We start from the raw sequence: 25,768 nt of genomic DNA, 5'->3' as shown, positions 1-25,768 counted from the left end.
TGGCCCGCGGGCCGGCCGTCGACCGAGTGGGCTCCTGTAGTGACCTTATTCGAGTGGTTGGTGTCGATCATCACGGTATGCACAAATGGTTCGGTAGATCCTAGTCCGTGGCATTTCCGTGATCCACAGGGACCCGGATGGCACGGCCCGCGGGTCGGGCTGCGTCGAGTCGGAGGCCGTCCGCCCGTACTCGCGCGGTTCACTTGTCGTCCTCGCCCGGCTGGCCGCCCAACTGGCTGCGGCCCTCGCGGATTCCGCGCTGGAAGCCGGAGAAGCGGTTGCGGACCCGGTCGGCCGAGCGCGTAGGGACCTGCTTGACGTGCTCGGGCGCCGGAGCGGTTCCGGGAACCAGGTTCGCCTTGGGAACGCGCTTTGGCAACCCCGAGGAGGTGAGTCCGCCGGCGATGGGCTCGGCGGCCGAGCGGGCGGCCTGCCATCCGCGGTCGGCGTCGGAGCGCCACTCGTCCTCGGGCCGGCGGGCGCCCGCGCCGTTGCGCGAGGCGTGCCCGTTGGCGCCGGAGGACCCCGCGGCACCGCCGGAGGACCCGTTGGCGGCGGGGGCGGGCGCGGCGGGCGCCGACCCGTAGCGTCCGGCGGAGTCGGCGGCGGGGGGCTCGCGGCGGGCGCCGTCGGCCGCGCCGCTGTCGGCGAAGCGCGGCAGCGGGCCGGTCTCGGGCTCGGAGGCCGGTCCCCCGCTGCGGCGGCGGAACCAGTTGGACTCGATGGCGTCGAAGATCGGCAGCGCCTCGGAGCTGCTCTCCTCCGGCGAGGGCGGCACCACGGTGTTCTGCCCGGCGCCCGTGCCGCCGTAGCGGCGCGAGATGTAGGCGGTGGAGCCGTAGCCCTCGCGGGAGTCGTGGTCGCCGCTCCACTCGGGCCGGGGCGGCTGGGGGGTGCGCCGGCTGGGCGCGGCCCAGACGTTGTCGCTCGGCGCGGCCGGCGCGGAGTCGGCCTCCCACGGGCGGCGCTCCTCGGCGTAGGGCTGGGCCGGCGGAGGGGCGGGCCGCTCGTAGGAGCGCGGCGCCTCGGGCTCGGCGCGGCGGGGCTCGCCGCTCCAGCCGGGGGTGTCCCACGGCGAAGGGCTGCGCGGCGGCTCGGGCGCCGGGCGCTCGGGAAGCGGCGGCCGCTCGGAGGCGGGCGGCTCGGCACGCGGGGGCTCGGGCTCGGTGCGGCGCGGCTCGGCCGGCGGCAGGGGGCGGGCGCCCGGCGCGGCGGGCGGGTTGGCCCAGCCGGAGGAGCCGGCGGCCCACAGGTCCTCGCCGCTGGGCGGGTGCTCGGCGGGGGCGGAGGCGCCCGAGACGGCGGGCCGGTTGTAGCCGGGCTCGCGCTTGGGCAGGTCGGAGGCCGCCGAGGAGCGGCCGAAGTCCCCGGCGCCGCCCCACACCCCGGGCTCGGGCGGCGCGGGGTTGGCGGCGAAGGCCGCGGCGGCCTCGGCGTAGGTGTCGGGCGCCGAGGGGCCCAGCGCGGGCGGCTCGACGGGGGCCTGCGGCTCCACCGGGGTGATCAGCAGGTCGGGCGGCAGCACGGCCGTGGCGGTGATGCCGCCGTTGTGGGCCTCCGACAGCCACACCCGGATGCCGTGGCGGGCGGCCAGGCGGCTGACCACGAACAGGCCCATGCGGCGGGAGACGCCGACGTCGATGACGGGCGGCTCGGCCAGGCGGGCGTTGGTGGCGGCGATCTCGTCGGGCGGCATGCCGATGCCGCTGTCGGTGACCTCGACCCGCACGCCGCCGTCCTCCAGGACCTGGGCGTTGACCGCCACCTGGGTGTCCTTGGAGGAGAACGCCGTGGCGTTCTCGACCAGCTCGGCCACCAGGTGGATGACGTCGTTGACGGGGCGGCCCAGGACCGAGATGTGGGAGGGGGCGCGCACGTTGACGCGCTCGTACTCGTCGACCTCGGAGATCGCGCCGCGCAGCACGTCGACCAGCGGGACCGGCTGGGCCCACTTGCGGGTGTTGTCCTGGCCCGAGAGGACCAGCAGGTTCTCGTTGTTGCGCCGCATGCGGGTGGCGAGGTGGTCGAGCTGGAAGAGGTCCGACAGCCGGTCGGAGTCCTGCTCGCCCTGCTCCAGGCCGTCGATCAGGCGCAGCTGCCGCTCCACCAGGGTCTGGCTGCGGCGGGAGAGGTTGACGAACATCGCGTTGACGTTGCTGCGCAGGGCGGCCTCGTCGGAGGCCAGGCGCAGCGCCACGCGGTGGACCTCGTCGAAGGACCGGGCGACCTCGCCGATCTCGTCGCGGGAGGTGACCTCGATGGGGCTGACCTCGACGTCGCCGGGGGCAGAGCTGGACTCCTGCATGCGGGCGATGGCGCCGGGCAGGTCCTCCTCGGCGATGCGCAGGGCGCCCTCGCGCAGCGCGCGCAGCGGGCGGACCAGCGAGCGGACCACGATGGAGGTCAGCACGAACACGGCGATGAGGACGGCCAGCACCAGAGCGGTGTCCAGCAGCGCCAGGTTGAACGCGCCCGAGCGCAGCTCGTCGGCCTGGGTGCGCACCCCCGAGGCCAGGGTGCTCTCCAGGTCGTGCATCCGGTCCAGCGTGCCGTCCAGGGCGTCCTGGTAGTCCTGCGGCGTGGAGTCCTGCATCACGCTGGTGATGTCCTGGCTGTCCCGCGCCCGCATGACCGCCCGCAGCCGCATGGTGTCGACCTGGCTGACCTCGGGGCCGGCGTACATCTCCTCGTAGAGCTGGGCCTGCTGGGTCGTGGCGCTGTCGCGGAAGTTCTCGCGCTCGTGCTCGAACCCGGCGCGGCTGTCCTCGACCTCCGAGCGGATGCCGTTGGACATCGTGCCGGTGCTCAGCGAGTGCAGCATGAGGGCGCCCTCGTAGGACAGCTCCTCGCGGGCGTTGGCCAGGGCGGTGAGCGCGCGGACGCTCTCGCGCAGCTCGGTGTCGCTCGTGGCCTCGGCGATGATCTGGGTGAAGTCGGCGAGGGAGCCGATGACCTGGCGGTACTTGGTCACCATGGAGAGCACCGAGGTGCGCGTGGACTGCACCTCGGTGCGGACGGTGTCCAGGTTGCCCAGGCTGCCCTGGAGGCCCTGCAGCCGGTTGGCGGCGAGCTGGGTGCCGGGGTCGCCCAGGCCATCGATGAGGTTGCGGACCTCCTGCTCGGCCTGGCGGCTCTCCTGGATCTGCTCCTGGAGGGCGTCGAGCTTCTGCTGGGACCGCTCGTCGGGGTCGACGTTGTCGGCGATGTAGGCGGCGGAGTAGACCCGCTCCCGGCCCAGTTCGTCGCCGAGGTGGACCATCGACTCCGTCAGGGCCGCCATCTGCTCGATGCGGTCGTGGGTGACGGTGTTGACGATGCTCTCGGAGATCCGCAGGCCGCCCAGGACGAGCGCCGCCGCGGTGGGGATGACGATCAGAGCGATCAGTCGCGGGCGCACCCGCCATTCGCGCGGGGCCCACCAGCGCGCACGGGGCTCGGCCGCCGTGACGGCGCTGTCGGGCTGAGGCGCGCCCCGGACGGCGCCGCCTGCGTCATCTGTCGCTCGTGTCGGCACGGACCCTCGCAACCTTTCGTGTCCACCGCCTCGACTACCGGATGTTGGTCCCCATGAGGTGGTACCGGATCCGAAAGAGACCGTACGGGACCCTTGGTGATAGGCGCCAGAGCGGGCCTGCTCGTGATCGGCCGCCGGCGCGGAAAAGGTGGGGTTCCGCGCTCGGACGCTGCCTCAGGGGGAATGAAGAGGCGTTGTGCACCATAAACCAAAAATGGTGCACGTGAGGTGGATAGCGTATCAATCCGCGCAGAGGCCTCGCCGCTGGCGATCGTCCCCGCATTCCGGCGCGGCGGGCGCGGCGGAGATCCGGAACCCGGTGCCCACCCCCTCCGCGAGGCCGCGACCACGGCGGCTGTGCCGCCTACCCCGTGGACCGCATCACATTCATAACTTTTGGAACACGCCGGGAGCCTTCGGTGAAGACCCCTGTTCACCGTGTCACCGTTGCAGGTGAGACGCATGTTTTGGGGGGAGCGCCCGTGAACCCGGTTCCGCCTGCCGCACCCCGCCCCGGACGCGCGCGCCGCGCCGCCGCCCTGGGGCTGTGCCTGGCCGCCGTCCTGTCCGGTACCGCCCACGCCGACCCGCCCCGCGAGGCCGACGGCGAGGCGTCCCCGGCCGAGCTGACCAGCGACCTGGCGGCGGTCCGCGCCCGGCTCGACGACCTGCAGGCCGACGCCGACGCCGCCATCCTCGCCTACGCCGACGCCGCCGACCGGCTGGCCGAGGCCCGCTCCGAGAGCGACGCCGCCCGCCGCGCCGCCGACCGCGCCGCCGGGCGCGGCGCCCAGGCCCGCGGCGACGCCGCCCGCTACGCCGCGGCCGCCTACAAGGGCGCCGACCTCAGCCCGGCCGTGGCCTGGACCTCCTCCCGGGGCCCCCAGGAGGCCCTGGACCGCTCGGCCTACCTGGCGCTGGTCGGCGGGCGCCGCTCCGACACCGTGGCCACCGCCGACGCCGCGAGCACCGCCGCCCGGACCCTGGCCGAGCGGGCCGAGGACGCCGAGGAGGAGCGGGCCGCCGCGGCCGAGGAGGCCGCCGACGCCCGGGACGCCGCCCTGGAGGCGGTCGCCGAGCAGGAGGACGCCCTCGCCGACATCACCGCCGAGCAGACCGAGTTGGAACTGCGCCTGGCGCGGGTCCGCGGCGGCGGGGAGCGAGAGGAACTGGAGGACCGGCGCGAGGCCGCCCTGGACCGGGCTTCCTCGGCCGCCTCGGCCGGGAGCGGGGCCGGGCCCGCCGCCGGCGCGGAGCCCGCCTCCGGGGAGCCCTGCACCGCCTCGGGCGCCGAGGGGTACCCCAACGGCCGCATCCCGGAGTCGGCGCTGTGCCCGCTCCCCCAGCCCGGCGAGATGCTGCGGGCCGACGCCGCCGCCGCGTTCATCCGCCTCGACGGCGCGTTCCGCGAGCGGTTCGGCCGGCCGATGTGCGTCACCGACTCCTACCGGCCCTACGCCGAGCAGGTGCGGCTGTTCCGCGAGAAGGAGGCGGGCATGGCCGCCGGCCCGGGCACCAGCACGCACGGCGAGGGCGCGGCCGTGGACCTGTGCGGCGGGGTCAACGAGCACGGCTCGGCCGAGCACGCGTGGATGCTGCGCACCGCGCCCGACTACGGCTGGCACAACCCCGACTGGGCCCGGGGCGGGTTCGAGCCCTGGCACTGGGAGTACACCGGCTGAGCCGGCACCGTCGGCGGGCGCCGGCGCCCGCTGACGGGCGCTCAGGCGCCCGAGCCCACCCGGATCTCGAACTCCCCTAGCGGACCGCCGTCGACGAACAGCTCCTCGCCGGCCTCCAGCGGCCGGGTGCGCGCGGGCAGCACGGCCGCCGCGCCCGCCCCGGGCGCGCCCGAGGCCCAGGCCAGGCCGCCGTCCACGGCCGCCGCGGCCAGTTCGGTGTCCTCGACGGCGGCCGCCACCCGCAGCCCGGAGCCGTCGAACTCCTCGGGGGTCACCACGGCCGGTCCGGTGGTCAGCGCCACCTGGTGCCCCTCGGGCGTGCTCCACAGGCACGCCGGGGCGTAGCCGGTGTGCCGGCCGCGCTCGCCGAACAGCGCGAGCACGCCGATGTCGGCGACCAGGGCCTCGGCGCCCGGCGGCAGGGCGACGCCGTCGTCGGTGCCGCGCACCAGGGCGGGGTCGAGGTCGGTCCAGGCGTCGGCCACCCGGGCGGGCACCGGCGCGGAGAAGGAGATCGGCGCGCACAGCCGGGTCTCGAACTCCACGATGATCTCGACCGGCGCGGCCAGCGCCTTGTGGAAGGCGTCGGCGAGCAGGTCGGGGCTGCGCCCCAGCAGCTCGGGCAGGGGTTCGTCGCCGGGGTAGCCGAAGACGCAGCCGTCGTCGACCACGCCCGGCCGCTCCAGGCCCCCGCTGGGCGACAGATAGGTGACCCACCGCATGGCGCGCGCTCCCCTCACCGGCGACATGTCCGCTGGTTCACGGTATCTCGCCCGCACCGGTGCCCGGCGCGCCCCCGCTCAGCCGGACTCGCGGATGACCAGGTGGGTGTCGAGCATCCGCTCGGTGTGGTCGGCGGCGCCGGGGATCGCGATGTCGGCCAGGATGCGCGCCATCTCGCTGCCCATGCGCTCGGTGGGCTGGTGCACGCTGGTCAGCGGGGGGTCGCTGTGGGCGGCGAAGGGCGAGTTGTCGTAGCCGATGACGGCGACGTCGTCGGGGACGCGCCGGCCGGCGCTGCGCAGCACCTTGAGGACCGCCAGCGCCATGGGGTCGGAGGCGACGAACACCGCGTCGACGTCGGGGGCGGCCTCCAGGATCCGGCGCATGGCGGCCTCGCCGCTCTCGTAGCTGAAGTCGCCGCGGGCCACGAGTTCGGGCGCCGGGGGCAGGCCGGCCTCGCGCAGCGCCGTGAGGTAGCCCTCCAGGCGGTCCTCGCCGGCCACCATGTCGGGGGGGCCGGCGACGGTGGCGATGCGCCGCCGGCCGGTCTCGACGAGCCTGCGGGTGGCGGTGTGCGCCCCGCCGACGTTGTCGACGTCCACCGAGTGCACGGGGTGGCGGGTCTGCCACGAGGGCCGGCCGCCGATCACAAACGGCACCCCCGCCTCGACCAGGCGGTCGGGCAGGGGGTCGTCGGCGTGCAGGGACACCAGCAGCACGCCGTCGACGTGGTGGGCGGTGAGGTAGTCGCCCAGCCGCTCGTACTCGTCGGCCGACCGCACGGTGGTCAGCAGCATCTGCAGGCCCAGTTCGTTGAGCGCGGTGCTGACCCCCCGCACGATCTGCGCGAAGAACGGCTGGGCGAACAGGCGGTCGTCGGACTCGGCGATCACGAAGGCCACCGTGTCGGTGCGCCGCGTGACCAGGGTGCGGGCGGCGTGGTTGGGGACGTAGCCCAACTCGGCGATGGCGGTGCGCACCGCCTCGCGCGTGGCCGGACTCACCTGGTCCGATCCGTTGATGACCCGGGAGACGGTGCCGCGCCCGACCCCCGCGCGCATCGCCACCATCTCCAGCGTCGGCCGCCGGCCCCCATTCATCGCAACACCTTCCCCATCCCCTCGCACCCGACCCCGGGTGTCCCTGGGCGCCCGAGCGGGGCGGTCCTGCCCGCCCCGGCGCCCCTACCAGCATTACATCCCCTGCTACACGGCCAGCCCACCTCGCCGGATGACGTCGGCGTACCAGCGCCCGCTGTCCTTGACGCGGCGCTGCTGGGTCTCGTAGTCGACGTGGACCAGCCCGAAGCGCTGGGAGTAGCCCCAGGCCCACTCGAAGTTGTCCAGCAGCGACCACACGAAGTAGCCGCGCATGGGCACGCCGGCCTTCAGCGCCTCGTGCACGGTGCGCAGGTGGGCGTCGATGTAGGCGGTGCGCTCGGGGTCGTGCACCTGGCCGTCGGGGCCGACCTCGTCCTCGTAGGCCGCGCCGTTCTCGTGGACGTACATGGGCACGCCGGGGCACTCGGCGGCCAGGCGCACCAGCACCTCGTACAGCCCGGTGGCGTCGATCTCCCAGCCGATGCCGGTGCGCGGCAGGCCCTGGCTGACGAACACCACGTCGTCGCAGCCGACGTAGGCGCCGCTGTCGCCGCCGCTCTCCACGCGGGAGGGGTCGATGCCATCGCTGGAGGCCGAGACCCAGTGCGGGGTGTAGTAGTTGACGCCCAGGTGGTCCAGCGGCGCGTTGATCACGGCCAGGTCGCCGTCGCGGACGAACGCGAAGTCGCTGACGGCGGCCAGGTCCTCCAGCATGTCGGCGGGGTAGGCGCCGCGGAACAGCGGACCGGTGAACACCCGGTTGCGCACGCCGTCGGCGCGGCGGGCGACCGCGATGTCGGCGGGCGAGGTGGTGTAGGGCCGCACGGTGGTCTGGTTGAGGGTCAGGCCCACGCGCCGCTGCCCGCCGCCGGCGCCCTCGCGCAGCACCGCGGCCGCCAGGCCGTGGCCCAGCATCAGGTGGTGGGCGGCAGCCAGGGCGGCGGCCGGCTCGCGCCGGCCCGGGGCGTGCACGCCGTCGGCGTAGCCCAGGAACGCCGCGCACCAGGGCTCGTTGAGGGTGGTCCAGTCGCTGACGCGGTCGCCGAAGCGGTCGCGCAGCACCTCGGCGTACTCGGCGAAGCGGTAGGCGGTGTCGCGGTTGGGCCAGCCGCCCTTGTCCTCCAGCGCCTGGGGCAGGTCCCAGTGGTAGAGGGTGGGCCAGGGGGTGATCCCGGCGGCGAGCAGGCCGTCCAGGAGCCGGTCGTAGAAGTCCAGGCCGGCCTGGTTGACCGCCCCCGCGCCCTCGGGCAGGATCCGCGGCCAGGCGACGGAGAACCGGTAGGCGCCGATCCCCAGTTCGCGCATGATGCCGATGTCCTCGGCGTAGCGGCGGTAGTGGTCCACGGCGGGTTCGCCGGTGTCGCCGTTGAGGACCTTGCCCGGGGTGTTGGCGAAGGTGTCCCAGATGCTGGGGCCGCGGCCGTCGGCGGTGGTGCTGCCCTCGATCTGGAAGGAGGCGGTGGAGGCGCCCCACACGAAGTCCGCGGGGAAGCGGACGGCGGCCTCGGCGCCGGTGGCGGTGCCGGGTATCGGTTCGGCGGCGGTGGGCACGTGGGAAAGGGACTGGGTCACGCTTTGATCGCACCTTCCATGATGCGGCCGACGAGCTGGCGGCCGAGCACGACGAAAATGATGAGTAGGGGGAGGGTCGCGAAGGTCGCGCCGGTGAACATCAGGGCGAAGTCGCGCGCGTAGGCGGACTCGTTGAGCTGCTGGATGGAGAACTGGACCGTGGGGTTGCTCGGCGAGAGCACGGCGAGGGCCCAGATGAACTCGTTCCAGGTCTGCATGAACGTCAGCAGGCCCAGCACCACCATGGCCGGGCGCAGGGCGGGCAGCACGATGCTCCAGTAGATGCGGAACGTGGAGCAGCCGTCGATGCGGGCCGCCTCGATCAGCTCGTCGGGGATGGTCTGGGTGACGTACTGGCGCATCATGAACACGCCGAAACCGCTGACCATGAACGGCACGATCACCGACTGCAGCTCGCCGCGCCAGCCGAACCACTCCATGAGGATCAGCAGCGGCACCAGCCCGATCTGCACGGGCACGGCCATGGTGACCACGACCGCCACGGTGGCCACGGTGCGGCCCTTGAAGTTCAGCTTGGCCAGCGCGAACCCGGCCAGGGAGCAGAAGAACACCACCGAGACCGCCACCGTGGTCGAGGCGATGAGGGAGTTGAGCAGGCCGGTGGTGAAGTTGGCCGAGGGGTTCTCGAACAGGCGCACGATGTTGGCGCCGAAGTTGGGCCCGGGCAGCAGGGCCGGGGGGAACTGGCTGGCCGCGGTGGTGGTGCGGGTGGCGATGACGAACATCCACCACAGCGGGAACACCGACAGCACGAGGGTCAGCAGCAGCGCGAAGTAGGTCAGCGGCGTGGCCTGGCGCATGCGGCGCAGGGAGCCCGATCGCCGCCGGCCGGCCCTGCGGCGGTGCTGGGCGGGGCGCTGCGTGGAGGCCGGCCGCAGGGTGGTCGCCGTCATTCCGCACCTCGAATCCGGCTGGTGAGCCACGTGTTGAGCAGGCCGAGCAGCACGACGAGCAGGAACAGCACCCACGAGACCGCCGCGGCGTAGCCGTAGTTCTGGTAGGTGAAGACCTCTTCGAAGACGAGCATCATGACCGTCTGGAACTGGCCCTGGGTGCCGCCTCCGTAGCCGGCGCTGTTGTCGAAGATGGCCGGCTCGGTGAACAGCTGCATCTGGCCGATGGTCGAGATGATCACCGTGAAGACGATGGTGGGCCGCAGCAGCGGGATGGTGATCTGCCAGAACTGGCGCATGCGCGAGGCGCCGTCGAGGTCGGCCGCCTCGTAGACGTCCTTGGGGATCGACTGCATCGCCGCCAGGTAGATGAGCGCGTTGTAGCCGGTCCAGCGCCAGTCGATCATGACGGCGATCGCGGTCCAGGCGGCGTAGCGGTCGCCGTGCCAGGCGATGGGCTCCAGGCCCATTGCGGCCAGCAGCTGGTTGATCAGGCCGAACTGCTCTCCACCGAACAGCGTGCTGAACACGATGGCCAGCGCGGCGATGGAGGTGATGTAGGGCAGGATCAGCGTCATCCGGAACAGGTTGGCGAAGCGGATGCGCCGGTTGAGCGTGTCGGCCAGCAGCAGCGCGAGGAGCAGCTGCGGTACGACCGCCAGGACGAAGATGCCCAGGGTGTTGTAGAGAGCGTTCCAGAAGACGGGGTCGGTCACCAGGCGGGCGTAGTTGTCCAGGCCCGCCCAGCCCTCGTTGCCGCCGATCAGGCTCCAGTCGTGCAGGGAGACCCAGACCGTGTAGAGCAGGGGGAACAGCCCGAAGACCCCGAACAGCAGGAAGAACGGGGCGATGAACGCGTAGGGGGAGGCGCGGACGTCAAGGCGGCTCCACATCAGTCGGCGGCGCGCACGCGCCTGCCGCCGCGGGTCGCGGTCTCGGGTCCGGGCACCCCCGTCAACACGCCCTGGGGGGCGTGACGGCGGGGCGCCGTGCTGGAGGGAGGTCACGTCGCGCTCCTTTCAGATGTCTTGGTGTGCATGGGCGATGTCAGCGAGAAAGGCGGCCCGGCCTGGTGGTGAGCACGCGTGCTCACCACCGGAGGGGAGAGGCCGGGCCGCCGTGCCGGGACGGGCTAGCGTTCGCCGGTGGCGCGCTGGGACTCCTCGACCGCGTTGTCCCAGCCCTCATCGGGCTCGGCCTGGCCCTGCTCGACCGATTCGAGCGCCTGGCGGAACGCGTCGTCGATGGCCTGCATGTCCGGTCCGAAGTAGACCGGCTCCAGCTCCAGGGCGGTGGCGCTGTAGATCTCGCCGACCGGGGCGTCGTTGAAGTAGGGGCGGGTGAACCCGGTGACCTCCGCGCTCTCCAGCGCCTCGGGCGAGGACGGCAGCACGTTGGCCTCCTCCCAGGCGCTGAGCTGGCCCTCGGGGCTGGTCAGGAACTTGGCCAGCTCGGCGGCCTCCTCGGGGTGCTCGCTCTGCGCGGGGACCGCGAGGAAGGAGCCGCCCCAGTTGCCGCCCTCACCGGGGACGTCGGCGACGTTCCACTGGCCCTCGCCCTCCTCGCCGGCGGTGCTCTCGATGTGGCCGAGCATCCAGGCGGGGCAGGGCAGGGTCGCGAACGCGTTGTTCTGGATGCCGGCGTTCCACTCCTCCGACCAGATCGGCAGGCTGGCCGACAGGCCGGCGTCGGCCATGGCGGTCACCGTGTCGAAGGCCTCGCGGGTGGTGTCGCTCTGCTCCACGACCAGGTCGCCCTCGCGGTTCTGGAAGGGCTCACCGCCCTGCTGGGCGACCACGGAGCGGAAGTAGGGCTGGATGGTCGAGACGAAGGAGGCGCCGGTGTCGGCCTCGGTGAACTCCTCGCCCGTGGAGATGAAGTCCTCCCAGGTCGGCCACAGCTCGCTTACCTCGTCGGGCTCGGTGGGCAGGCCCGCGTCCTCGAAGAGCGGGACGTTGTAGCACATGCCCATACTGCCGATGTCGGTGCCCAGGCCGATGAGCTGGCCGTCGGCCGCGTGGCCCTGCTCCCACTTCCAGCCGAGGAAGTTGTCCTCCAGCTCGGCGCCCCCGTGGTCGTTGAGGTCCACGAACTGGTCGGGCTGGGCGAGGAACTGGGCGATGTTGGCCTCTTCGATGGCGACCACGTCGCCCGCGCCGCTGCCCGCCGCGATGTTCTGCTGCAGCTGCGGCGTGTAGTTCGCGAGGTCGGTGACGTTGCGCTCCTCGATCGTGATGTTGGGGTGCTCTTCTTCGTACTGCTCGATGAGAGCGTCGTAGCCCATCACGCCGAACGTGTCGAGGACGAGGGTGATCTCGCCGTCCTCTTCGCCGCCGCCTCCGCCGCACGCGGTGGCCAGAAGCACCGCTCCGCCACCCAGCATCGCGGCGGCCACTCTGGCACCGCGCCTACGCTTCCACATGGTTGCGACCCCTTACGTCACGAGGAATACCTGTTGACCGCGTCCCCGTACCCCCTTCTTGGGAGCGCTCCCACAAGACAAGCCCCATCACCCGCCGCAGTCAATGCCCGGACACACTGACGAAATTCAACCGTTACCCGCAGGGCCCCTCCCGCCGCAGGCGCCGACCCGGCGCAAAACACGGCGGGGTGCCGGCGCGACCGCGCCGGCACCCCGCAAGAGTAAGCCCCTGACCTGCGTTGACGTAACCCCTAAACGCGAAGCGGCATCAGGACTCGCCGCCGCCCTCCAGGGGCAGCACAACGCCGTTCCACTCCTCCTCCATGAAGGCGCGGACGTCCTCGCTGTGCAGCAGCTCGTCGAGCTTGGCAATGTTCTCGTCATCCTCCTGACCCGCGGGCACCACCAGGCCGTTGCCGTAGGGGCTGCCCTCGGTCTCCTCCCAGGCGAGCGCGTTGGCGGACTCCGCCAGCCCCGCCTCCAGGGCGAAGTTGCCGTTGACGACGGCGGCGTCGACGTCGGCCAGCGAGCGCGGCAGCTGGGCGGCGTCCACCGGGACCAGCTCGACGTCCTTGGGGTTCTCCTCGATGTCGCCCTCGCCGGCGGTCTCCCCCGCGCCCTCGGCCAGGGTGATGACGCCTTCGGCGTCGAGCAGGTTCAGCGCGCGTCCCATGTTGGAGGCGTCGCTGGGCACCGCGATCTCGGCGCCCCGCTCGATGTCGCCGACCTCCTCCAGCGACTCCGAGTACAGCCCGAACGCCTCCAGGTGGATGTCGGAGACCCAGGTCAGGTCGGCGTCGGGGTTGCCGTTCTCGTAGTCGGCCAGGAACGGCTTGGTCTGGAAGTAGTTGGCGTCGATCTCGCCCTCGGCCAGCGCCGCGTTGGGCTGGTTGTAGTCGGTGAACTCCACGATCTGGATGTTCAGCCCGGCGTCGGCGGCCAACTCCTCCTGCACGAAGCGCAGCACCTCGGCGTGGGGCACCGGCGTGGCGCCCACGCGCAGCGTGGTGCGGTCGCCGCCGCCGGAGTCCTCCTCGGCCGCCTGCTCGCTGGGGCTCCCGCACGCGCTCAGCCCCACGGCCAGGGCGGCGGCGCCCAGCACTCCGGAGATCTTTCGCAGCTCGCTGTTCATGGTTCCTTCTCAATGGGGACGGGGTGCCGGGTCGGCACCGGGGACGGCGGGGGGCGGTCGAAAGGGGCCGGCTAGCGGTGGGAGATCCGGCGGATCACCAGGTCGCCCAGGGACTGGGCGGCCTGCACCACGATCACGAGCAGCACGACCGTGGCCCACAGGTAGAGGTCGTCGAAGCGCTGGTAGCCCTCGCGGATGGCGATGTCGCCCAGTCCGCCGCCGCCGATGGCGCCGGCCATGGCCGAGTAGGACACCAGCGTCACCAGGGTCATGACCAGGCCGGCGACCAGGCCGGGCAGGGCCTCGGGCAGCAGCACCTTGGCCACGATGGTCGGCTTGCCCGCGCCCATGGCGTGCGCGGCCTCGACCACGCTGCGGTCGACCTCGCGCACGGCGGTCTCCACCAGCCGGGCGAAGAACGGGATCGCGCCGATGCTCAGCGGCACGATCGCGGCCGTGGGACCCAGCGTGGTGCCGGTGAGCAGGCGGGTCAGCGACAGCACCGCGACCATGAGGACGATGAAGGGCAGGGAGCGGCCCACGTTGACGACGGCGCTGAGCACCGCGCGCAGCGCGGGCGCCGGGGTGAGCCCGCCGCGGTCGGTGGTCACCAGCAGCACGCCCAGGGGCAGGCCGCCCAGGACCGCGAACAGCGCCGACCACACCACCATGTACACCGTGTCGAGCGTGCCCAGCCACAGCTGGGGGGCCATCTCGGGCCACCGGTGCACGATCTCGTCGATCAGAGCCGTCATCGCGCGGCCTCCACGAGCAGTCCCTTTCCGTTCAGCCAGGCCAGGGCGTCGGCCCGGCGGTCGCCGCTGACCTGCACGGCCAGCCGGCCCACCGCGTGGCCCGACACCTCCTCGATCGCCCCGCCCAGGACGTTGACGTCCACGTCGTAGCGCCGGGTCAGCTCCGACATCAGCGGCTCGTCGTAGGAGCGGGTGTAGGTGATGTGCACGGCGTCGGGGTGGTCGGTGGCGGGCAGGGGGAACAGCGAGCGCGCCAGCAGCGAGCCCGGGCGCCCGATGAGGTCGATGACCCGGCCCGACTCCTCCACGGCCCCGCCGGTGAGGATCGCCGCGGAGTCGCACACCCGCTTGATCACGTCCATCTCGTGGGTGATCAGCAGGATGGTCAGGCCCAGCTCGCGGTTGAGCCCCCGCAGCAGGTCGAGGATCGACTCCGTGGTGGCGGGGTCCAGCGCCGAGGTCGCCTCGTCGCTGAGCAGCACGGTGGGGTTGGACGCCAGCGCGCGGGCGATCCCCACGCGCTGCTTCTGCCCGCCGGAGAGCTGGGCGGGGTAGGCGCGGGCCTTGTCCGAGAGCCCCACCAGCTCCAGCAGCTCGCCCACCCGGCGGCGCCGCTCGGCGCGGGCCATGCCGGCGACCTCCAGCGGGAAGGCGACGTTGCCGGCGACCGTGCGCGAGGACAGCAGCGCGAAGTGCTGGTGCACCATGCCGATGCCGCGGCGCGCGGCGCGCAGCCGGGGGCCGCGCAGCGCGGTCAGCTCGGTGCCGTCCACCGTGACGGTGCCCGACGTGGGGCGCTCCAGGAGGTTGACGCAGCGCAGCAGGGTGCTCTTGCCGGCGCCGCTCTGGCCGACGACGCCGTAGACCTCGCCCTGCTCGACGCGCAGGTCCACGCCGTCGAGCGCGCGCACCTCGCGTCCCTTCAATCGGTAGACCTTGTGCAGGCCCACAGCCTCAATCACGGGATTCCTCGTCGTTGTCGCACCGCGCGCACGGCTGTGCGCGGGCGGGATGATGGGACGTCAGGGGACATCGGGGGAACGGTGGGGCACGCGTCCGGGCGGGGGCGCGGCGAGCGGACCCGGCGGTCGCGCGCGGCCGAGGGGCCGGGGCGCCGGATCGCGGAAGGGGGCGAAGACGGTGGAGGGGGTCCTCAGCCGGTACAGTGCCCGCGCATTCGACAGCGCCGACACGCGCCGCCGACTACGGGTCGGCGGCCGGGGTCAACGTCGCGGCGGTCTGTCGTGGGCACGTCCTCCAGCTAACCACAGGACCGCCCAAATGCCACGCCGCAGCGCGAGGTCAGGGCGTTAGGTTCGCCACAAAAGCCCCACCGCGCCCGGTGCCGCCGCGCGCCGCGCCCGCCCCACCGGGCGCGCCCGCCCCACCGGGCGCGTCCGCACCTCCGGGCGGGGCGGGGCTTCCGTAGAATCCAGAGGCGGCCCAAGGGCGGCCGATCGATTGGCAAACCCGGTGCGGTGCCCTACCCTGCTGAGGCCCGCGCCCGCACGTCCCGCGGGTGCTCGCCCGTGCCCGCGCCTTCGACCGCCGCGGCCGGCCCGAGCAACCGACCCCAGCGCGCGGCCCCCTGCTCCGCCCGGGTCCGCGCGCCAGCCGAGGAGCGAACCCTCGTGGAACCCGACCGATCCGACCGCGCGCGCGACTTCGCCGACTTCTGGGCCCCCGACCCCCCGTGCCCGCGCGACCCCGCCGTGCGCGCCGGCCGCCCCCGCCGGCCCGCCTCCGCCGTCCTGGCGGCGTGCGTGCTGGCCGGAGGGCTGGCGTCCTCTCCCGCGAGCCAGGCCGCGCCGCTGCCCGTGGAGAGCCTGGAGGAGCTGCGCGAGCGCTCCGACGCCCTGAGCGAGGAGTACCGGGGCGAGCTGCGCGACATGGAGGGCGTCATCGAGGCGGCCGAGGCCGCCGAGGAGCGCGCCGACGCCACCCGCGAGGAGGTCGACGACGCCCGGGAGCAGGTGCGCGAGCTCGCCGCGGCCAGCTACGCCAACGGCGGCATCGACCCCGCCATGGCGATGTTCGTCGAGGACGACCCCCAGTCGATCCTCGACCAGGCCCAGTTGGTGGGCCACCTCTCAAACACCAACCAGGACAAGATCGACCGGCTCCAGCAGGCCATCGAGCGCGATGAGAAGGCGCGCGACAACGCCGAGGAGAAGCTGGAGGCCGCCGAGGAGGACCTGGAGGAGCTGGAGAGCCGGCGCTCGGAGGTGCAGGAGCTGATCGCCGACTACCCGGCCCAGGAGATGGGCGGCCCCTACAACCTCACCCCGCGCACCGAGCAGATGCGCGAGCTGGTGATCGAGGAGTTCGGCGAGAGCCCCGAGACCGGCGGCGTGGGCTGCTACCGCCCCGTGGGCGGCTGGGTGGTGGGCGAGCACCCCAAGGGCCGCGCCTGCGACTTCATGCTCAACGCCAACGGCGAGATGCCCTCACAGGACCAGATCGACCGCGGCTACGCCATCTCAAAGTGGGCGCAGGACAACGCCGAGCGGCTGGGGATCATGTACATCATCTACCGCCAGCAGATCTGGGACGTCCGCCGCGGCGACGAGGGCTGGCGCGACATGTCCGACCGCGGCAGCATCACCGAGAACCACTTCGACCACGTGCACATCTCGATGTTCTAGGGGTTCTTGGCTCCGCCCGGCCCGGCCGGGCGCGGCTGCGGGCCGCGCTGTCAGCCCCCGGTGATCAGCGGGCCGTAGAGCACCGACAGGCAGCCGGTGATCAGGGTCAGCACCGCCGCGATCGCGGCGACGAAGACGGTCCAGGCCAAGATCCCGTGGCGCTGCCGGGGCGGGCCGGGGTCGTCCGGCGGTGCGGGGTCGGTGGGGCTCATCGCCGGCCTTCCCACCGCGCGGGCCCGCGGAGGCGGGTGCGCGGACACCGGGTGGAGGGGTCGCCGTCCACCGTAGCCGCCGCCCCCGCGCGGCGGCGGTCCGCCGGTTGCGATCGCGCAACGATCGCCGCCGCCCGCGGATTCCCGCAGGGAAACGGAACAACCCGTTCCCACCACGAATCGGTGACGATCTTCGCCCTTTCGTCCCGTTCATGGGGCCTCGCGGGGCACACTCGGTGGCTAGGATGCGAACGTCCTGCCCCCGCTCGGCCCCGCACCGCTTGCGCGGTGCCGCCCGCGCCCCAGGGGCGGGTCGTCACGTCACGTTCCGCCCGCGCCGCCGCGCCACCGTGCGGCGGAGCGCGGCAACGCCCGCGGGCGCCCCCGGCGGATCGTGTGCGGCAGGTGGAACCGGAAGCGCGCCGACGCGCGTCTCACAATGCGTTTAAAGCAAAGCTGGCGCGAGGGGAGTCATGAGCGACAACGGACCCTACACACAGCCTCCGCAGTATCCGGAAGGCGAGGGCGGAACCGGCGGGCAGCAGCCGCCCTACGGCGGCAACTACGGCCAGCCCGGTCCCGAACAGGGTGCCCCCTACCCCGGCCAGCCCTACGGGAGCGGCCCCTACCCGTCGCCCCAGGGCCCGCAGGGCCCCCAGGGGCCCTACGGCGGCGACCCCGGAGCCGGCCAGGGGGGCTACGGTCCCGGCTACGGCCCGCAGGGCGGACCGCAGTTCCAGCAGCCGGCCGACCAGCAGATGTTCTCTGGAGGCGGCCAGCCCCCCTACGGCCCCGGCCCCATGGACTCCGGCGGCTACCAGCAGCCCCCCAAGAAGAGCAACGCCGGGCTGTTCGTGGTCATCGGCGGCGGCGTGGTCATCGTCGCCCTGGTGATCGCGGTGCTCGTGGTGCTGCTGCGCAACCCCGAGGACCCGCCGCCGGTGCCCGACCCCTCCACGGCGCCCTCCCAGGAGCAGACCACCGACGCCCCGCCCGAGGAGTCCACCGAGCCGGCCGCGGGCGGTCCGCCCTACGCTCTGCCCGAGGACCCCTGCAGCGCGATCTCCGACGGCACGCTGTCGCAGTACGGCATCGAGGACGGCAGCAAGAGCCTCACCGACTCCTCCTCGTCCTGCAACTGGTACGTCGACGGCGAGGGCGAGACCTACGGCGGCGTCACGCTGACCTACCAGACCCCTTACGCGGGTTCGGACTCCGTCGAGGGCGCCAAGGAGGAGTTCCAGACCAACCTGGACTACGTCACCGACGAGAGCGGCAGCTTCAGCGAGCTGGAAGTCCACAACGAGGAGGACGTGGACCTCGGCGACGAGGCCAAGCTGGTCTTCTCCACGGAGGTCATCCTCACCACGCAGGACTCGGTGGCGACGATGCTCATCCGCAAGGAGAACATGAACATCGAGATCCGCTACTCGCTGTCCCCGGGCCTCAGCGCCTCGGAGGACACGCCGCCTCCGCTGGAGTTCTCCGACGTCGAGGACATGATGCACCAGCTCGGCGAGGAGGCCCTGGGCCCGGTCGGCGGCTGAGCCCGCCGCCCGCACACCACGGGCGTCGGGCGCGGGGGCGCGGCCGCGGGCCGCGCCCCCGCTGTGCTGTGCGGGGCCGTCCGGGGCCGGCCGCCCCGGACGGCGCCCCGCTCAGCGCGTCAGCCGGCCGCCCCGGACGCCGTGCCCGCCAGGTCGGCGCGGACCCGCCGCGCGGCCGCCACCATGTTGCGCAGGCTCGGCTCCACCTCGGCGTAGGAGCGGGTCTTCAGGCCGCAGTCGGGGTTGACCCACAGCCGCTCGGGCGGCACCGCCCGCAGCGCGGCCCGCAGCGCCGCCTCGATCTCCTCCACCGAGGGCACGCGCGGTGAGTGGATGTCGTAGACGCCCGGGCCGATCCCCCGCCGGTAGCCGGCCGCCGCCAGGTCGCCCACCAGCTCCATGTGCGAGCGCGCCGCCTCGACGCTGGTGACGTCGGCGTCCAGCGCCTCGATCGCCCCCACGATGCGGCCGAACTCCGAATAGCACATGTGGGTGTGGATGCGGGTGCCCGCCGCCACCCCGGAGGTGGCCAGGCGGAACGCGCCCACGGCCCACGCCAGGTAGTCGGCGCGGCGCTCCTCGCGCAGCGGCAGCAGCTCGCGCAGCGCCGCCTCGTCCACCTGGATGTGCCGGATGCCCGCGCGCTCCAGGTCGGCGATCTCGTCGCGCAGCGCCAGCGCCACCTGGCGGGCGGTGTCGCCCAGCGGCTGGTCGTCGCGCACAAACGACCACGCCAGCATGGTGACCGGGCCGGTCAGCATGCCCTTGACCGGCTTGGCGGTGCGCGACTGGGCGTAGGTGGTCCACCCCACCGTCATCGGCGCGGGCCGCGCGACGTCGCCGTGCAGGATGGGCGGGCGCACGCAGCGCGACCCGTAGGACTGCACCCAGCCGTTGGTCGTGGTGGCGAACCCGTCGAGCCGCTCGGCGAAGTACTGCACCATGTCGTTGCGCTCGGGTTCGCCGTGCACCAGCACGTCCAGGCCGATGTCCTCCTGGAGCGCGATCACCCGGTCGATCTCGGCGCGCATCAGCCGGGTGTACTCGGCGTCGTCGATCCGCCCGGCCCGGTGGTCGGCCCGCGCCCGCCGCACCTCGGGGGTCTGCGGGAAGGACCCGATGGTGGTGGTGGGCAGCAGCGGCTCGCGTCCGGGCGCGCCGCGCCGCTGCTCGCCGGCGCGCTCGGCCGACTCCCCCAAGGCGTCCAGGCGGGCGCGCACCCGCGCGTCGACCGCCGGGGCGGGCCGGGGCGCGCGGGCGGCCTCCAGCCGGGCCGCGGCCTCGGCGTCGCCCTCCGACAGCGCCCGGCCCAGCAGCACGACCTCGTCCACCTTCTGCCGGGCGAACGCCAGGCGCTCGCGCAGCGCGGGGTCCAGGCCGGGCTCGGCGGCCAGGTCGATGGGCACGTGCAGCAGCGAGCAGGAGGTGCTCACCTCGACCTCGCGCGCCAGCCCGAGCAGGGAGCCCAGCGCGGCCAGGGCGCGCGGCAGGTCGCAGCGCCACACGTTGCGGCCGTCGACCACCCCGGCCACGAGCGTCTTGCCGCCCAGCCCCGACACCCGGGCCAGGTCCTCGACCGACTCCGGGCCGCTGACCAGGTCCAGGCCCACCGCCTCGACCGGGGTGCGCTTGAGCGCCTCCAGGACGGCCGGTCCCACGGCGCCGAAGTAGGTGGACACCACCAGGCCGGGGCGCTTCGCCAGGCCGCCCAGGCGCGTGTAGGCGCGCTCCAGCGCGGCGGTCTCGGCGCGGCCCTCGTCGGTGGCCAGCACCGGCTCGTCCAGCTGCACCGACGCCGCGCCGGCCGCCCGCAGCAGGCCCAGCAGTTCGGCGTAGCACTCCACCAGCTCGTCCAGCAGCTCCAGGGGCCGCCAGCCGGCGGGGGCGCCGGGGGCGGGCTTGGCCAGCAGCAGGAGGGTGAGCGGGCCCACCAGCACCGGGCGGGTGGGGATTCCCAGGCCGCGCGCCTGGGTGTACTCGGCCAGCGGCTTGCGGCCGGCCAGGCGCGGCCGGGTGGCCGGCGACAGCTCGGGGACCAGGTAGTGGTAGTTGGTGTCGAACCACTTGGTCATCTCCATGGGCGCGAGGTGGTCGGTGCCCCGGGCCATGGCGAAGTAGGCGCGCAGTTCGGCGTCGCGGTCGCCGGCGGCGTCCACCAGGGGGCGGAACCGCTCGGGGACCAGGTCGAACAGCACGGCGTGGTCGAGCACGTGGTCGTAGTAGGAGAAGGTGTTGGAGCAGACGGCGGTGACGCCGGCGTCGCGCAGGGTCTCCCAGACGCCGCGGCGCAGCCGGGCGGCCGCGGCGTCGAGGTCGGCGGCGCCGATGCGCCCGGCCCAGTAGGCCTCGCTCGCCTTCTTCAGCTCGCGGTCGGGCCCGATACGGGGGTAGCCGTGGACGGCGGTGGTGGTCATGGTCGGCGTGTTCTCTCCCTCGTCGATCAGCCTGCGGGACCGCTGGCGTCCCGAGGGGAGGGGGAGGGCGCGCACGGGCACGCCGACGCACCGCCCTGGCCCTCCCTCGGGGCGCACGGACCCAGCCGTGGGCGCGGGGCGCGGCCACGGGCGGTGGCAGGTCTTCGGACTCGCGGGCGCGGAGGCGGCCGATCCTGGCCGCGTCCTCCTACCGGCCGTCGCTTCCCAGGCGCCTGCGGCGCCCAGTGCCGATGACGGCTTTCGTTCCCGCTTACCGCTGCGGGGCAGTCCCGGATTCGCACCGGGTTCCCTCTTACGACACGCACGCCGGGCGCGCGTGTACCGACCGCGAGCGCCAGTATAGGCGCGGCCCTCGCGCCGCCCCGGGGCGCGGTGCGGGCGGTGCCCAACGCGCCGGCCGGCGCGCGGATTCGCGCGGTCGGCCCCGCGACACGCACGGCTCGGCGTGCGCAGCCGGGCCGCGGCTGGCAGGATGGGCGCGGCTGTCATGACGCCCGCGGGCGCCCGGCGGGGCGCCGGCCCACGGCGCGCCCGGGTGCTCAGCCGCTCCCCGGCCCGCGACCGATTCGCGTGGGATGAACAAACCTTGCCGTAGTTGCCCGCATCATGACGCTCTCTGTTGCCTGTCCTGGCTTTTCGCCTTTTACGCTCGACCGATGGACCGTGTCCGAATTGATATATCAATCGCGGAACTCGCCCGGTTGTCAGGGGCGACAGAGTCACCGGCACTTGAACCCAGGACCGCGAAGGACGCTCACCCATTGAGGAACCAGCCCGTGCGCCCGCAACCGTTGACCTCTGACCGGCGCCGGCGCGCCGCCCGCCCAGGACCGGCCCTGCGCGCGGCCGCGGGCGCCGCCGTGCTGTCGCTGCTCGCCCTGACCGCCTGCTCGGGCGATGAGGCGCGGCCGACCTCGGGGGACGAGGCGCCCGAGCCGACGCCGGCCACGGGCGAGGCCGACGAACTGACGGTGGTCGACACCAAGCACGTGCCCGGGCTGTCGGAGGAGCGCACGGCGAGCAAGGACGGCGGGGTGGAGATCGACGTCGCCTACCCCACGGTCCGCAACGCCGGGCCGTTCGCCGAGCGGCTGGCCGAGATCACCGAGCAGGACGCCGCCGACTTCGCCGGCGCGGCCGACGACCCGAAGTCCTACACCGTCGACTGGCAGCTGAGCGTGGCCGGGCCGGGCGTCATGGCGGTCCGGCTGACCCAGCGCGAGAAGGACGGCGAGGGCGAGCGCACCGGCTACTCCACCTACTGGTACGACACCGAGTCCGGCCACACGGCCTACTCCACCGAGCTGCTGGGCGGCCAGCGCCAGCTCGACCGGCTCGACGCGCAGGTCAAGAAGCGGCTGAAGGACGAGGACGGGGTGGACGTCTCCACGCTGCACCCCATCGCCCGGCTCTACGACTCTATCGGGTTCAACCCCGACGGCGACCTCGTGGTGGAGTTCGACGAGGGCCAGATCGCGCCGGTCAAGGACGGGCGGGTGCACGCGGTGGTGCCCCGCGAGGACGCCGAGCCGCTGCTGTCGGAGTTCGGCGAGCGGGCGCGGTCGGCCGCCGTGGTGGTCACGCCGGAGTTCCGGATCGGCCGCGCGGCCAACGCGCCCAAGGACGGCCCGCCCGAGGGCGGGGTGCCCGGCGTGATGGCCGCCGCCGACTCCGAGGTCGACTGCTCCGACCCCGAGTCCAAGTGCATCGCGCTGACGTTCGACGACGGCCCGGGCGCGCGCACGCCCGAACTGCTGGACGCGCTGGCCGAGTACGACGCGCGGGCGACGTTCTTCGTCACCGGCGGCCCGGTGCGCGAGCACCCCGACGTCGTGCGGCGGGAGTACGCCGAGGGCCACGAGGTCGCCAACCACACGGTCCACCACCCCGACCTCACCTCGGTGGGCAAGGACGAGATCGACGAGGAGCTGTCCACGGTCAACGAGCTGGTGCGCCGGGAGACCGGCTACACCATGGACCTGATGCGCCCGCCCTACGGCGCCACCGACGGCCAGGTCGACGAGGTCACCGAGCGGCTGGGCCAGGCGCAGATCCTGTGGAGCATCGACACCAACGACTGGCGCGACCACAACCCCGGCCTGGTGGCGGACCGGGCGGTGGAGGACGCGCGCCCGGGGTCCATCGTGCTGATGCACGACATCCACGACACCACCATCGACGCCGTGCCCGACATCCTCAAGCGGCTCGACGAGAAGGGTTACACCATGGTCACGGTGTCGCAACTGCTCGGCGAGACCGAACCGGGCCGCTCCTACATCGACGGCCACCCCGAACCGGAGGAGTCGCCGTCGCCCAGCGACTGACCAGGCGCTGACCAGGGCGTTCGCAAATCCTCCGGGTCGGGGCGCATGTGGCGCGCGCGACACGCGGCGGGGTGTCCCCGGTGCGGGGGCACCCCGCCGGCGCGCGTAGGCTGGGTCGCCGTGGTGGGAGCGCCTCCTGCGGTACCCGCCCGGCGACCTCCCAACCGCCGGGGCGTGGCCTGAACCGGTCCGCTTGGCGGCGGCGCCAGCGGGAACCCGAGGTATAAAGGCGGTCGTTCCCGACGAAGAGAGCAGCCACCACAGCGTGACCCGTGGATGTGTGAAGGGAAGTCCGATGGCCGTTGCGTGCGCGCGCGACTATGCCTGGTTGCGGGAGACCCAGCCGGACCTCGCCGAAGCGTACTGCCTCTCCTATGTGCGGGGGCTGAGCAAGGCCGCCGCGCTGGGGCGGCTGGGGGTCGCCGAGCGCGACCTGCGCTCCCTGCCCATCGCCGAGGCCGTCGAGGCGGCGCTGTGCGCTGAGGGGCGTCCGCCGATGACCGTGCACGCGCTGTCGGTCAACGGCTGGACCGTGATCGTCGAGCCCACCGGCTGCCGCGTGACCCGGCCGGAGTGCTACCGCACCCTGTCGGCCGAGACCGAACTCGTGTCGGTGCGGGTGCTGATGGGCCACCGCTATGAGTTCCGCTGGGTCATCGACGGCGTTCTCCAGACCTTCTTCGACGCCCGCGCGCCGCAGGTGCGCCGGGGCACCCGCCCCGACGCCCTGGTGGCGCAGATGGGCGCCGTGGGCCTGGACGGCCGGACCCCCGCCACCGACCCCGGCGCCGCCGTGCTGGCCCTGGCCGACCGGGTCACCGGCGTGCGCATCCGCTCCTCCCACCTGGCCGGGCCGCTCCTGGGCGCCGAACTCGACGCCGCCCTGCCGATGGCCCAGCGCTAGTCCGCCGCTTCCCGACCACGACGCGGCCGCCGCGCGCGGCCCGGCACCGCCGCACCCCCTGCCGCGCCCGCGAGCGCCCCGCCGCCGGGCGCCGGCACGGCCCCGCCCGCACCCGGCCGGGCGGCCGCAACCGCCCGCCGCCCGCCCCCCGGCCGCCCGCGCGGGCGCGTGTCCTGATGTGGCCACATGTCCGGTGCGCGGTGCCGCTCCGGCGCCGGGCGATCTACGTTCGTCTTCTACGCCCCTCGCACGTTCGCCGACCGTTTCCTCCGGCCGCCGGCACGCGGCCCGTCCACCGCCGCGCGACCGCGCCCCCGCCGCGGCCGCCGGCCGTCCGAGAAGGAGCCCCCGGCGCATGCCCAGCCTCCCCCACGGCTCCCCCGCCCCGGTGCCGCAGCCGGGCCGGCCGCGCCGCACCGCCCGGGCCGCCGCCGTCCTGGCCGCCGGCGCCCTGCTGGCCGCCGCGGCCGGCTGCGGCAGCCTCAAGCCGCCCGACCCCGCGCCCACCGACACCACGCGCGTGGCCGACGGCAACGTCCCCGGCATCGACGCGCGCTCGGCGGGCGCCGGCCTGGGCGGCGCCGGATTCACCGTGCGCGCCTCGGTGCCCGACATCCCCAACGCCGCTCCCCTGGCCGACCACCTGGCCGGGGTGGTGCGCCAGGAGGCCGCCGACTTCCGCGCCGCCGTGGACTCCGCGACGCGGCTGGAGGTCGACTGGGAGCTGACCGCGGCCGGCCGGGGCCTGGTGGGCGTGCGGCTGGTCCGCACCGAGCACGACCACCGCGGCGTGCACGACTCCTACGCCACCTACTGGTACGACACCGCCACCGGCCGCACCGCCTACTCCACCGAACTGCTGGCGGGTGACGCCGAACTGCGCCGCCTGGACCGCCTGGTGGCCGCGGCGCTGGGGAAGGGCCCCGGCGACCCCGGCGCCCTCCACCCGGGCTTCCGCCTCTACGACTCCCTGGCCTTCAACCACGACGGCGACCTGGTGGTGGAGTTCGACGCCGGGCGGGTGGCGCCGCTGGAGCGCGGCCGGGTGGCGGCGGTGGTCGCCGCCGAGGACGCCCGCCCGCTGCTGTCGGACCTGGGCCGCCGCGCCCGCGCCGCGTCCGCGCTGGCGCCGCACGCCTTCGAGATCGCCGAGCCGCCGGCCCGGGACGCCGCCTCCGAGGTGCCGCCCGCCCCCGGCTCGCGGCCCCCGGCCCAGGACCACGACTGCGGCGCCACCGTCACCTGCGTGGCCCTGACGTTCGACGACGGCCCCGACAAGCGCACGCCCGAGGTGCTGGACCTGCTCGCCGAGTACGGCGCCAAGGCCACCTTCTTCATGCCGGGCCACTCCATCCGCAACGAGCCGGCGACGGTGGGCCGCGCCTTCGCCGAGGGCCACCAACTGGGCAACCACGGCGACACCCACGAGACGTTCGCGGGCGGCGACTTCGACCGCCTTGACGCCGAGCTGACCGCGGTGGACGCGCTGATCCGCCGCGAGACCGGCACGGAGGTGGACGTGATGCGCCCGCCTTTCGGGCTGACCGACCCCACGGTCGCCGAGGTCGCCCGGGAGCACGGCCAGGCGCAGGTCATCTGGGACACCGACACCGAGGACTGGACCGGCCGGGACACCGAGCAGATCGTCGCCAACACCATCGCGCGCACCCCGCCCAACGGGCTGGTGCTGCTGCACGACACCGAGGACGCCACCGTCGAGGCGCTCCCGGAGATCCTGGAGTACTTCACCGCCCAGGGCTACGCCCTGGTGACCGTGGCCGACCTGCTGGAGGGCACCGAGCCCGGCGAGGTGTACTACAGCGCCGACCCCGCCGCCAACGCGGTGTGCGCACAGCTGGCGGGCTGCCCCTGACCGCGCCCGGGACG

The 25,768-nt window shown here is 73.9% G+C and carries 18 protein-coding genes and 1 riboswitch; of the genes, 6 read left to right on the top strand and 12 right to left on the bottom strand.

Translation table 11 applies throughout. The features are described from left to right. Positions 1-199: 199 nt before the first annotated feature. Complete coding sequence (locus tag HNR12_RS25180; RefSeq protein ID WP_308118404.1) at positions 200-3,397, bottom strand: sensor histidine kinase; 3,198 nt, start codon at positions 3,395-3,397, stop codon at positions 200-202. 599 nt (positions 3,398-3,996) lie between these two features. Here HNR12_RS25180 and HNR12_RS25175 point away from each other — a divergent pair. Continuing rightward, positions 3,997-5,196 carry a M15 family metallopeptidase gene (locus tag HNR12_RS25175; protein WP_308118405.1) on the top strand — a complete coding sequence of 400 codons (1,200 nt, stop codon included), beginning with the start codon at positions 3,997-3,999 and terminating at the stop codon, positions 5,194-5,196. Positions 5,197-5,237: 41 nt separating this feature from the next. Here HNR12_RS25175 and HNR12_RS25170 read toward each other — a convergent pair whose 3' ends face one another. The 9 genes from HNR12_RS25170 to HNR12_RS25130 form a co-directional block, all read right to left on the bottom strand. Beyond that, a complete protein-coding gene (locus HNR12_RS25170; protein ID WP_179769870.1) occupies positions 5,238-5,918 on the bottom strand; it encodes a hypothetical protein in 681 nt (226 codons plus the stop codon). 78 nt (positions 5,919-5,996) lie between these two features. Continuing rightward, complete coding sequence (locus HNR12_RS25165) at positions 5,997-7,019, bottom strand: LacI family DNA-binding transcriptional regulator (protein ID WP_179769869.1); 1,023 nt, start codon at positions 7,017-7,019, stop codon at positions 5,997-5,999. A 105-nt stretch (positions 7,020-7,124) separates the two neighbouring features. Beyond that, a complete protein-coding gene (locus HNR12_RS25160; protein WP_179770903.1) occupies positions 7,125-8,549 on the bottom strand; it encodes a GH1 family beta-glucosidase in 1,425 nt (474 codons plus the stop codon). Positions 8,550-8,587: 38 nt separating this feature from the next. Further along, positions 8,588-9,412 (bottom strand): carbohydrate ABC transporter permease, encoded by an 825-nt coding sequence (locus HNR12_RS25155; RefSeq protein WP_372451099.1) that lies wholly within the window; start codon positions 9,410-9,412, stop codon positions 8,588-8,590. An 89-nt stretch (positions 9,413-9,501) separates the two neighbouring features. Beyond that, a complete protein-coding gene (locus tag HNR12_RS25150; protein ID WP_179769867.1) occupies positions 9,502-10,398 on the bottom strand; it encodes a carbohydrate ABC transporter permease in 897 nt (298 codons plus the stop codon). Between the two features lie 239 nt (positions 10,399-10,637). Then, positions 10,638-11,888 carry an extracellular solute-binding protein gene (locus tag HNR12_RS25145; protein ID WP_179769866.1) on the bottom strand — a complete coding sequence of 417 codons (1,251 nt, stop codon included), beginning with the start codon at positions 11,886-11,888 and terminating at the stop codon, positions 10,638-10,640. A gap of 307 nt (positions 11,889-12,195) precedes the next feature. Next, on the bottom strand, positions 12,196-13,059 hold the full coding sequence (locus tag HNR12_RS25140; RefSeq protein ID WP_179769865.1) for a MetQ/NlpA family ABC transporter substrate-binding protein: 864 nt from the start codon (positions 13,057-13,059) through the stop codon (positions 12,196-12,198). A 71-nt stretch (positions 13,060-13,130) separates the two neighbouring features. Then, positions 13,131-13,814, bottom strand: a complete 684-nt coding sequence (locus tag HNR12_RS25135; RefSeq protein ID WP_179769864.1) for a methionine ABC transporter permease — start codon at positions 13,812-13,814, stop codon at positions 13,131-13,133. Next, entirely contained in the window at positions 13,811-14,764 is a 954-nt protein-coding gene (locus tag HNR12_RS25130) for a methionine ABC transporter ATP-binding protein (protein ID WP_179770902.1), read from the bottom strand. Before HNR12_RS25130 ends, HNR12_RS25135 begins: the two co-directional genes overlap by 4 nt. A gap of 681 nt (positions 14,765-15,445) precedes the next feature. Here HNR12_RS25130 and HNR12_RS25125 point away from each other — a divergent pair. Continuing rightward, positions 15,446-16,459, top strand: coding sequence for a coiled-coil domain-containing protein (locus HNR12_RS25125; protein ID WP_179769863.1), 1,014 nt, complete (start codon positions 15,446-15,448; stop codon positions 16,457-16,459). A gap of 50 nt (positions 16,460-16,509) precedes the next feature. Here the strand turns inward: HNR12_RS25125 and HNR12_RS25120 are convergent, their stop codons facing one another. Further along, a complete protein-coding gene (locus HNR12_RS25120; protein WP_179769862.1) occupies positions 16,510-16,671 on the bottom strand; it encodes a hypothetical protein in 162 nt (53 codons plus the stop codon). A gap of 473 nt (positions 16,672-17,144) precedes the next feature. On the opposite strand from HNR12_RS25120, the gene HNR12_RS25115 reads away from it, so the two are divergent. Continuing rightward, entirely contained in the window at positions 17,145-18,218 is a 1,074-nt protein-coding gene (locus HNR12_RS25115) for a DUF3558 family protein (protein WP_179769861.1), read from the top strand. Positions 18,219-18,337: 119 nt separating this feature from the next. Here the strand turns inward: HNR12_RS25115 and metE are convergent, their stop codons facing one another. Next, a complete protein-coding gene (gene metE, locus HNR12_RS25110; RefSeq protein WP_179769860.1) occupies positions 18,338-20,632 on the bottom strand; it encodes a 5-methyltetrahydropteroyltriglutamate--homocysteine S-methyltransferase in 2,295 nt (764 codons plus the stop codon). 138 nt (positions 20,633-20,770) lie between these two features. Next, positions 20,771-20,995, bottom strand: a riboswitch (cobalamin riboswitch). Between the two features lie 434 nt (positions 20,996-21,429). Here metE and HNR12_RS25105 point away from each other — a divergent pair. The 3 genes from HNR12_RS25105 (at position 21,430) to HNR12_RS25095 (ending at position 25,754) form a co-directional block, all read left to right on the top strand. Further along, the gene (locus HNR12_RS25105) at positions 21,430-22,977 is read left to right on the top strand and encodes a polysaccharide deacetylase family protein (RefSeq protein ID WP_308118406.1); all 1,548 of its coding nucleotides are present in this window, start codon (positions 21,430-21,432) and stop codon (positions 22,975-22,977) included. A gap of 295 nt (positions 22,978-23,272) precedes the next feature. Further along, positions 23,273-23,881 carry a DUF6461 domain-containing protein gene (locus HNR12_RS25100; protein ID WP_179769858.1) on the top strand — a complete coding sequence of 203 codons (609 nt, stop codon included), beginning with the start codon at positions 23,273-23,275 and terminating at the stop codon, positions 23,879-23,881. A 355-nt stretch (positions 23,882-24,236) separates the two neighbouring features. Next, positions 24,237-25,754: a polysaccharide deacetylase family protein gene (locus tag HNR12_RS25095; RefSeq protein ID WP_179769857.1), complete on the top strand. Its 1,518-nt coding sequence runs from the start codon at positions 24,237-24,239 to the stop codon at positions 25,752-25,754. Positions 25,755-25,768: the final 14 nt, after the last annotated feature.

Source organism: Streptomonospora nanhaiensis (assembly GCF_013410565.1).
GTDB lineage: Bacteria > Actinomycetota > Actinomycetes > Streptosporangiales > Streptosporangiaceae > Streptomonospora > Streptomonospora nanhaiensis.
Note: the sequence above shows the minus strand (reverse complement) of the source record. Positions and strands in the feature narration are given on the sequence as shown.

Coding starts and splice junctions, on each gene's coding strand:
- HNR12_RS25170 (WP_179769870.1), bottom strand. CDS start 5,918: ATGCGGTGGGTCACCTATCTGTCGCCCAGCGGGGGCCTGGAGCGGCCG.
- HNR12_RS25165 (WP_179769869.1), bottom strand. CDS start 7,019: ATGAATGGGGGCCGGCGGCCGACGCTGGAGATGGTGGCGATGCGCGCG.
- HNR12_RS25155 (WP_372451099.1), bottom strand. CDS start 9,412: ATGCGCCAGGCCACGCCGCTGACCTACTTCGCGCTGCTGCTGACCCTC.
- HNR12_RS25150 (WP_179769867.1), bottom strand. CDS start 10,398: ATGTGGAGCCGCCTTGACGTCCGCGCCTCCCCCTACGCGTTCATCGCC.
- HNR12_RS25145 (WP_179769866.1), bottom strand. CDS start 11,888: ATGCTGGGTGGCGGAGCGGTGCTTCTGGCCACCGCGTGCGGCGGAGGC.
- HNR12_RS25140 (WP_179769865.1), bottom strand. CDS start 13,059: ATGAACAGCGAGCTGCGAAAGATCTCCGGAGTGCTGGGCGCCGCCGCC.
- HNR12_RS25135 (WP_179769864.1), bottom strand. CDS start 13,814: ATGACGGCTCTGATCGACGAGATCGTGCACCGGTGGCCCGAGATGGCC.
- HNR12_RS25120 (WP_179769862.1), bottom strand. CDS start 16,671: ATGAGCCCCACCGACCCCGCACCGCCGGACGACCCCGGCCCGCCCCGG.
- HNR12_RS25115 (WP_179769861.1), top strand. CDS start 17,145: ATGAGCGACAACGGACCCTACACACAGCCTCCGCAGTATCCGGAAGGC.
- metE (WP_179769860.1), bottom strand. CDS start 20,632: ATGACCACCACCGCCGTCCACGGCTACCCCCGTATCGGGCCCGACCGC.
- HNR12_RS25100 (WP_179769858.1), top strand. CDS start 23,273: ATGGCCGTTGCGTGCGCGCGCGACTATGCCTGGTTGCGGGAGACCCAG.
- HNR12_RS25095 (WP_179769857.1), top strand. CDS start 24,237: ATGCCCAGCCTCCCCCACGGCTCCCCCGCCCCGGTGCCGCAGCCGGGC.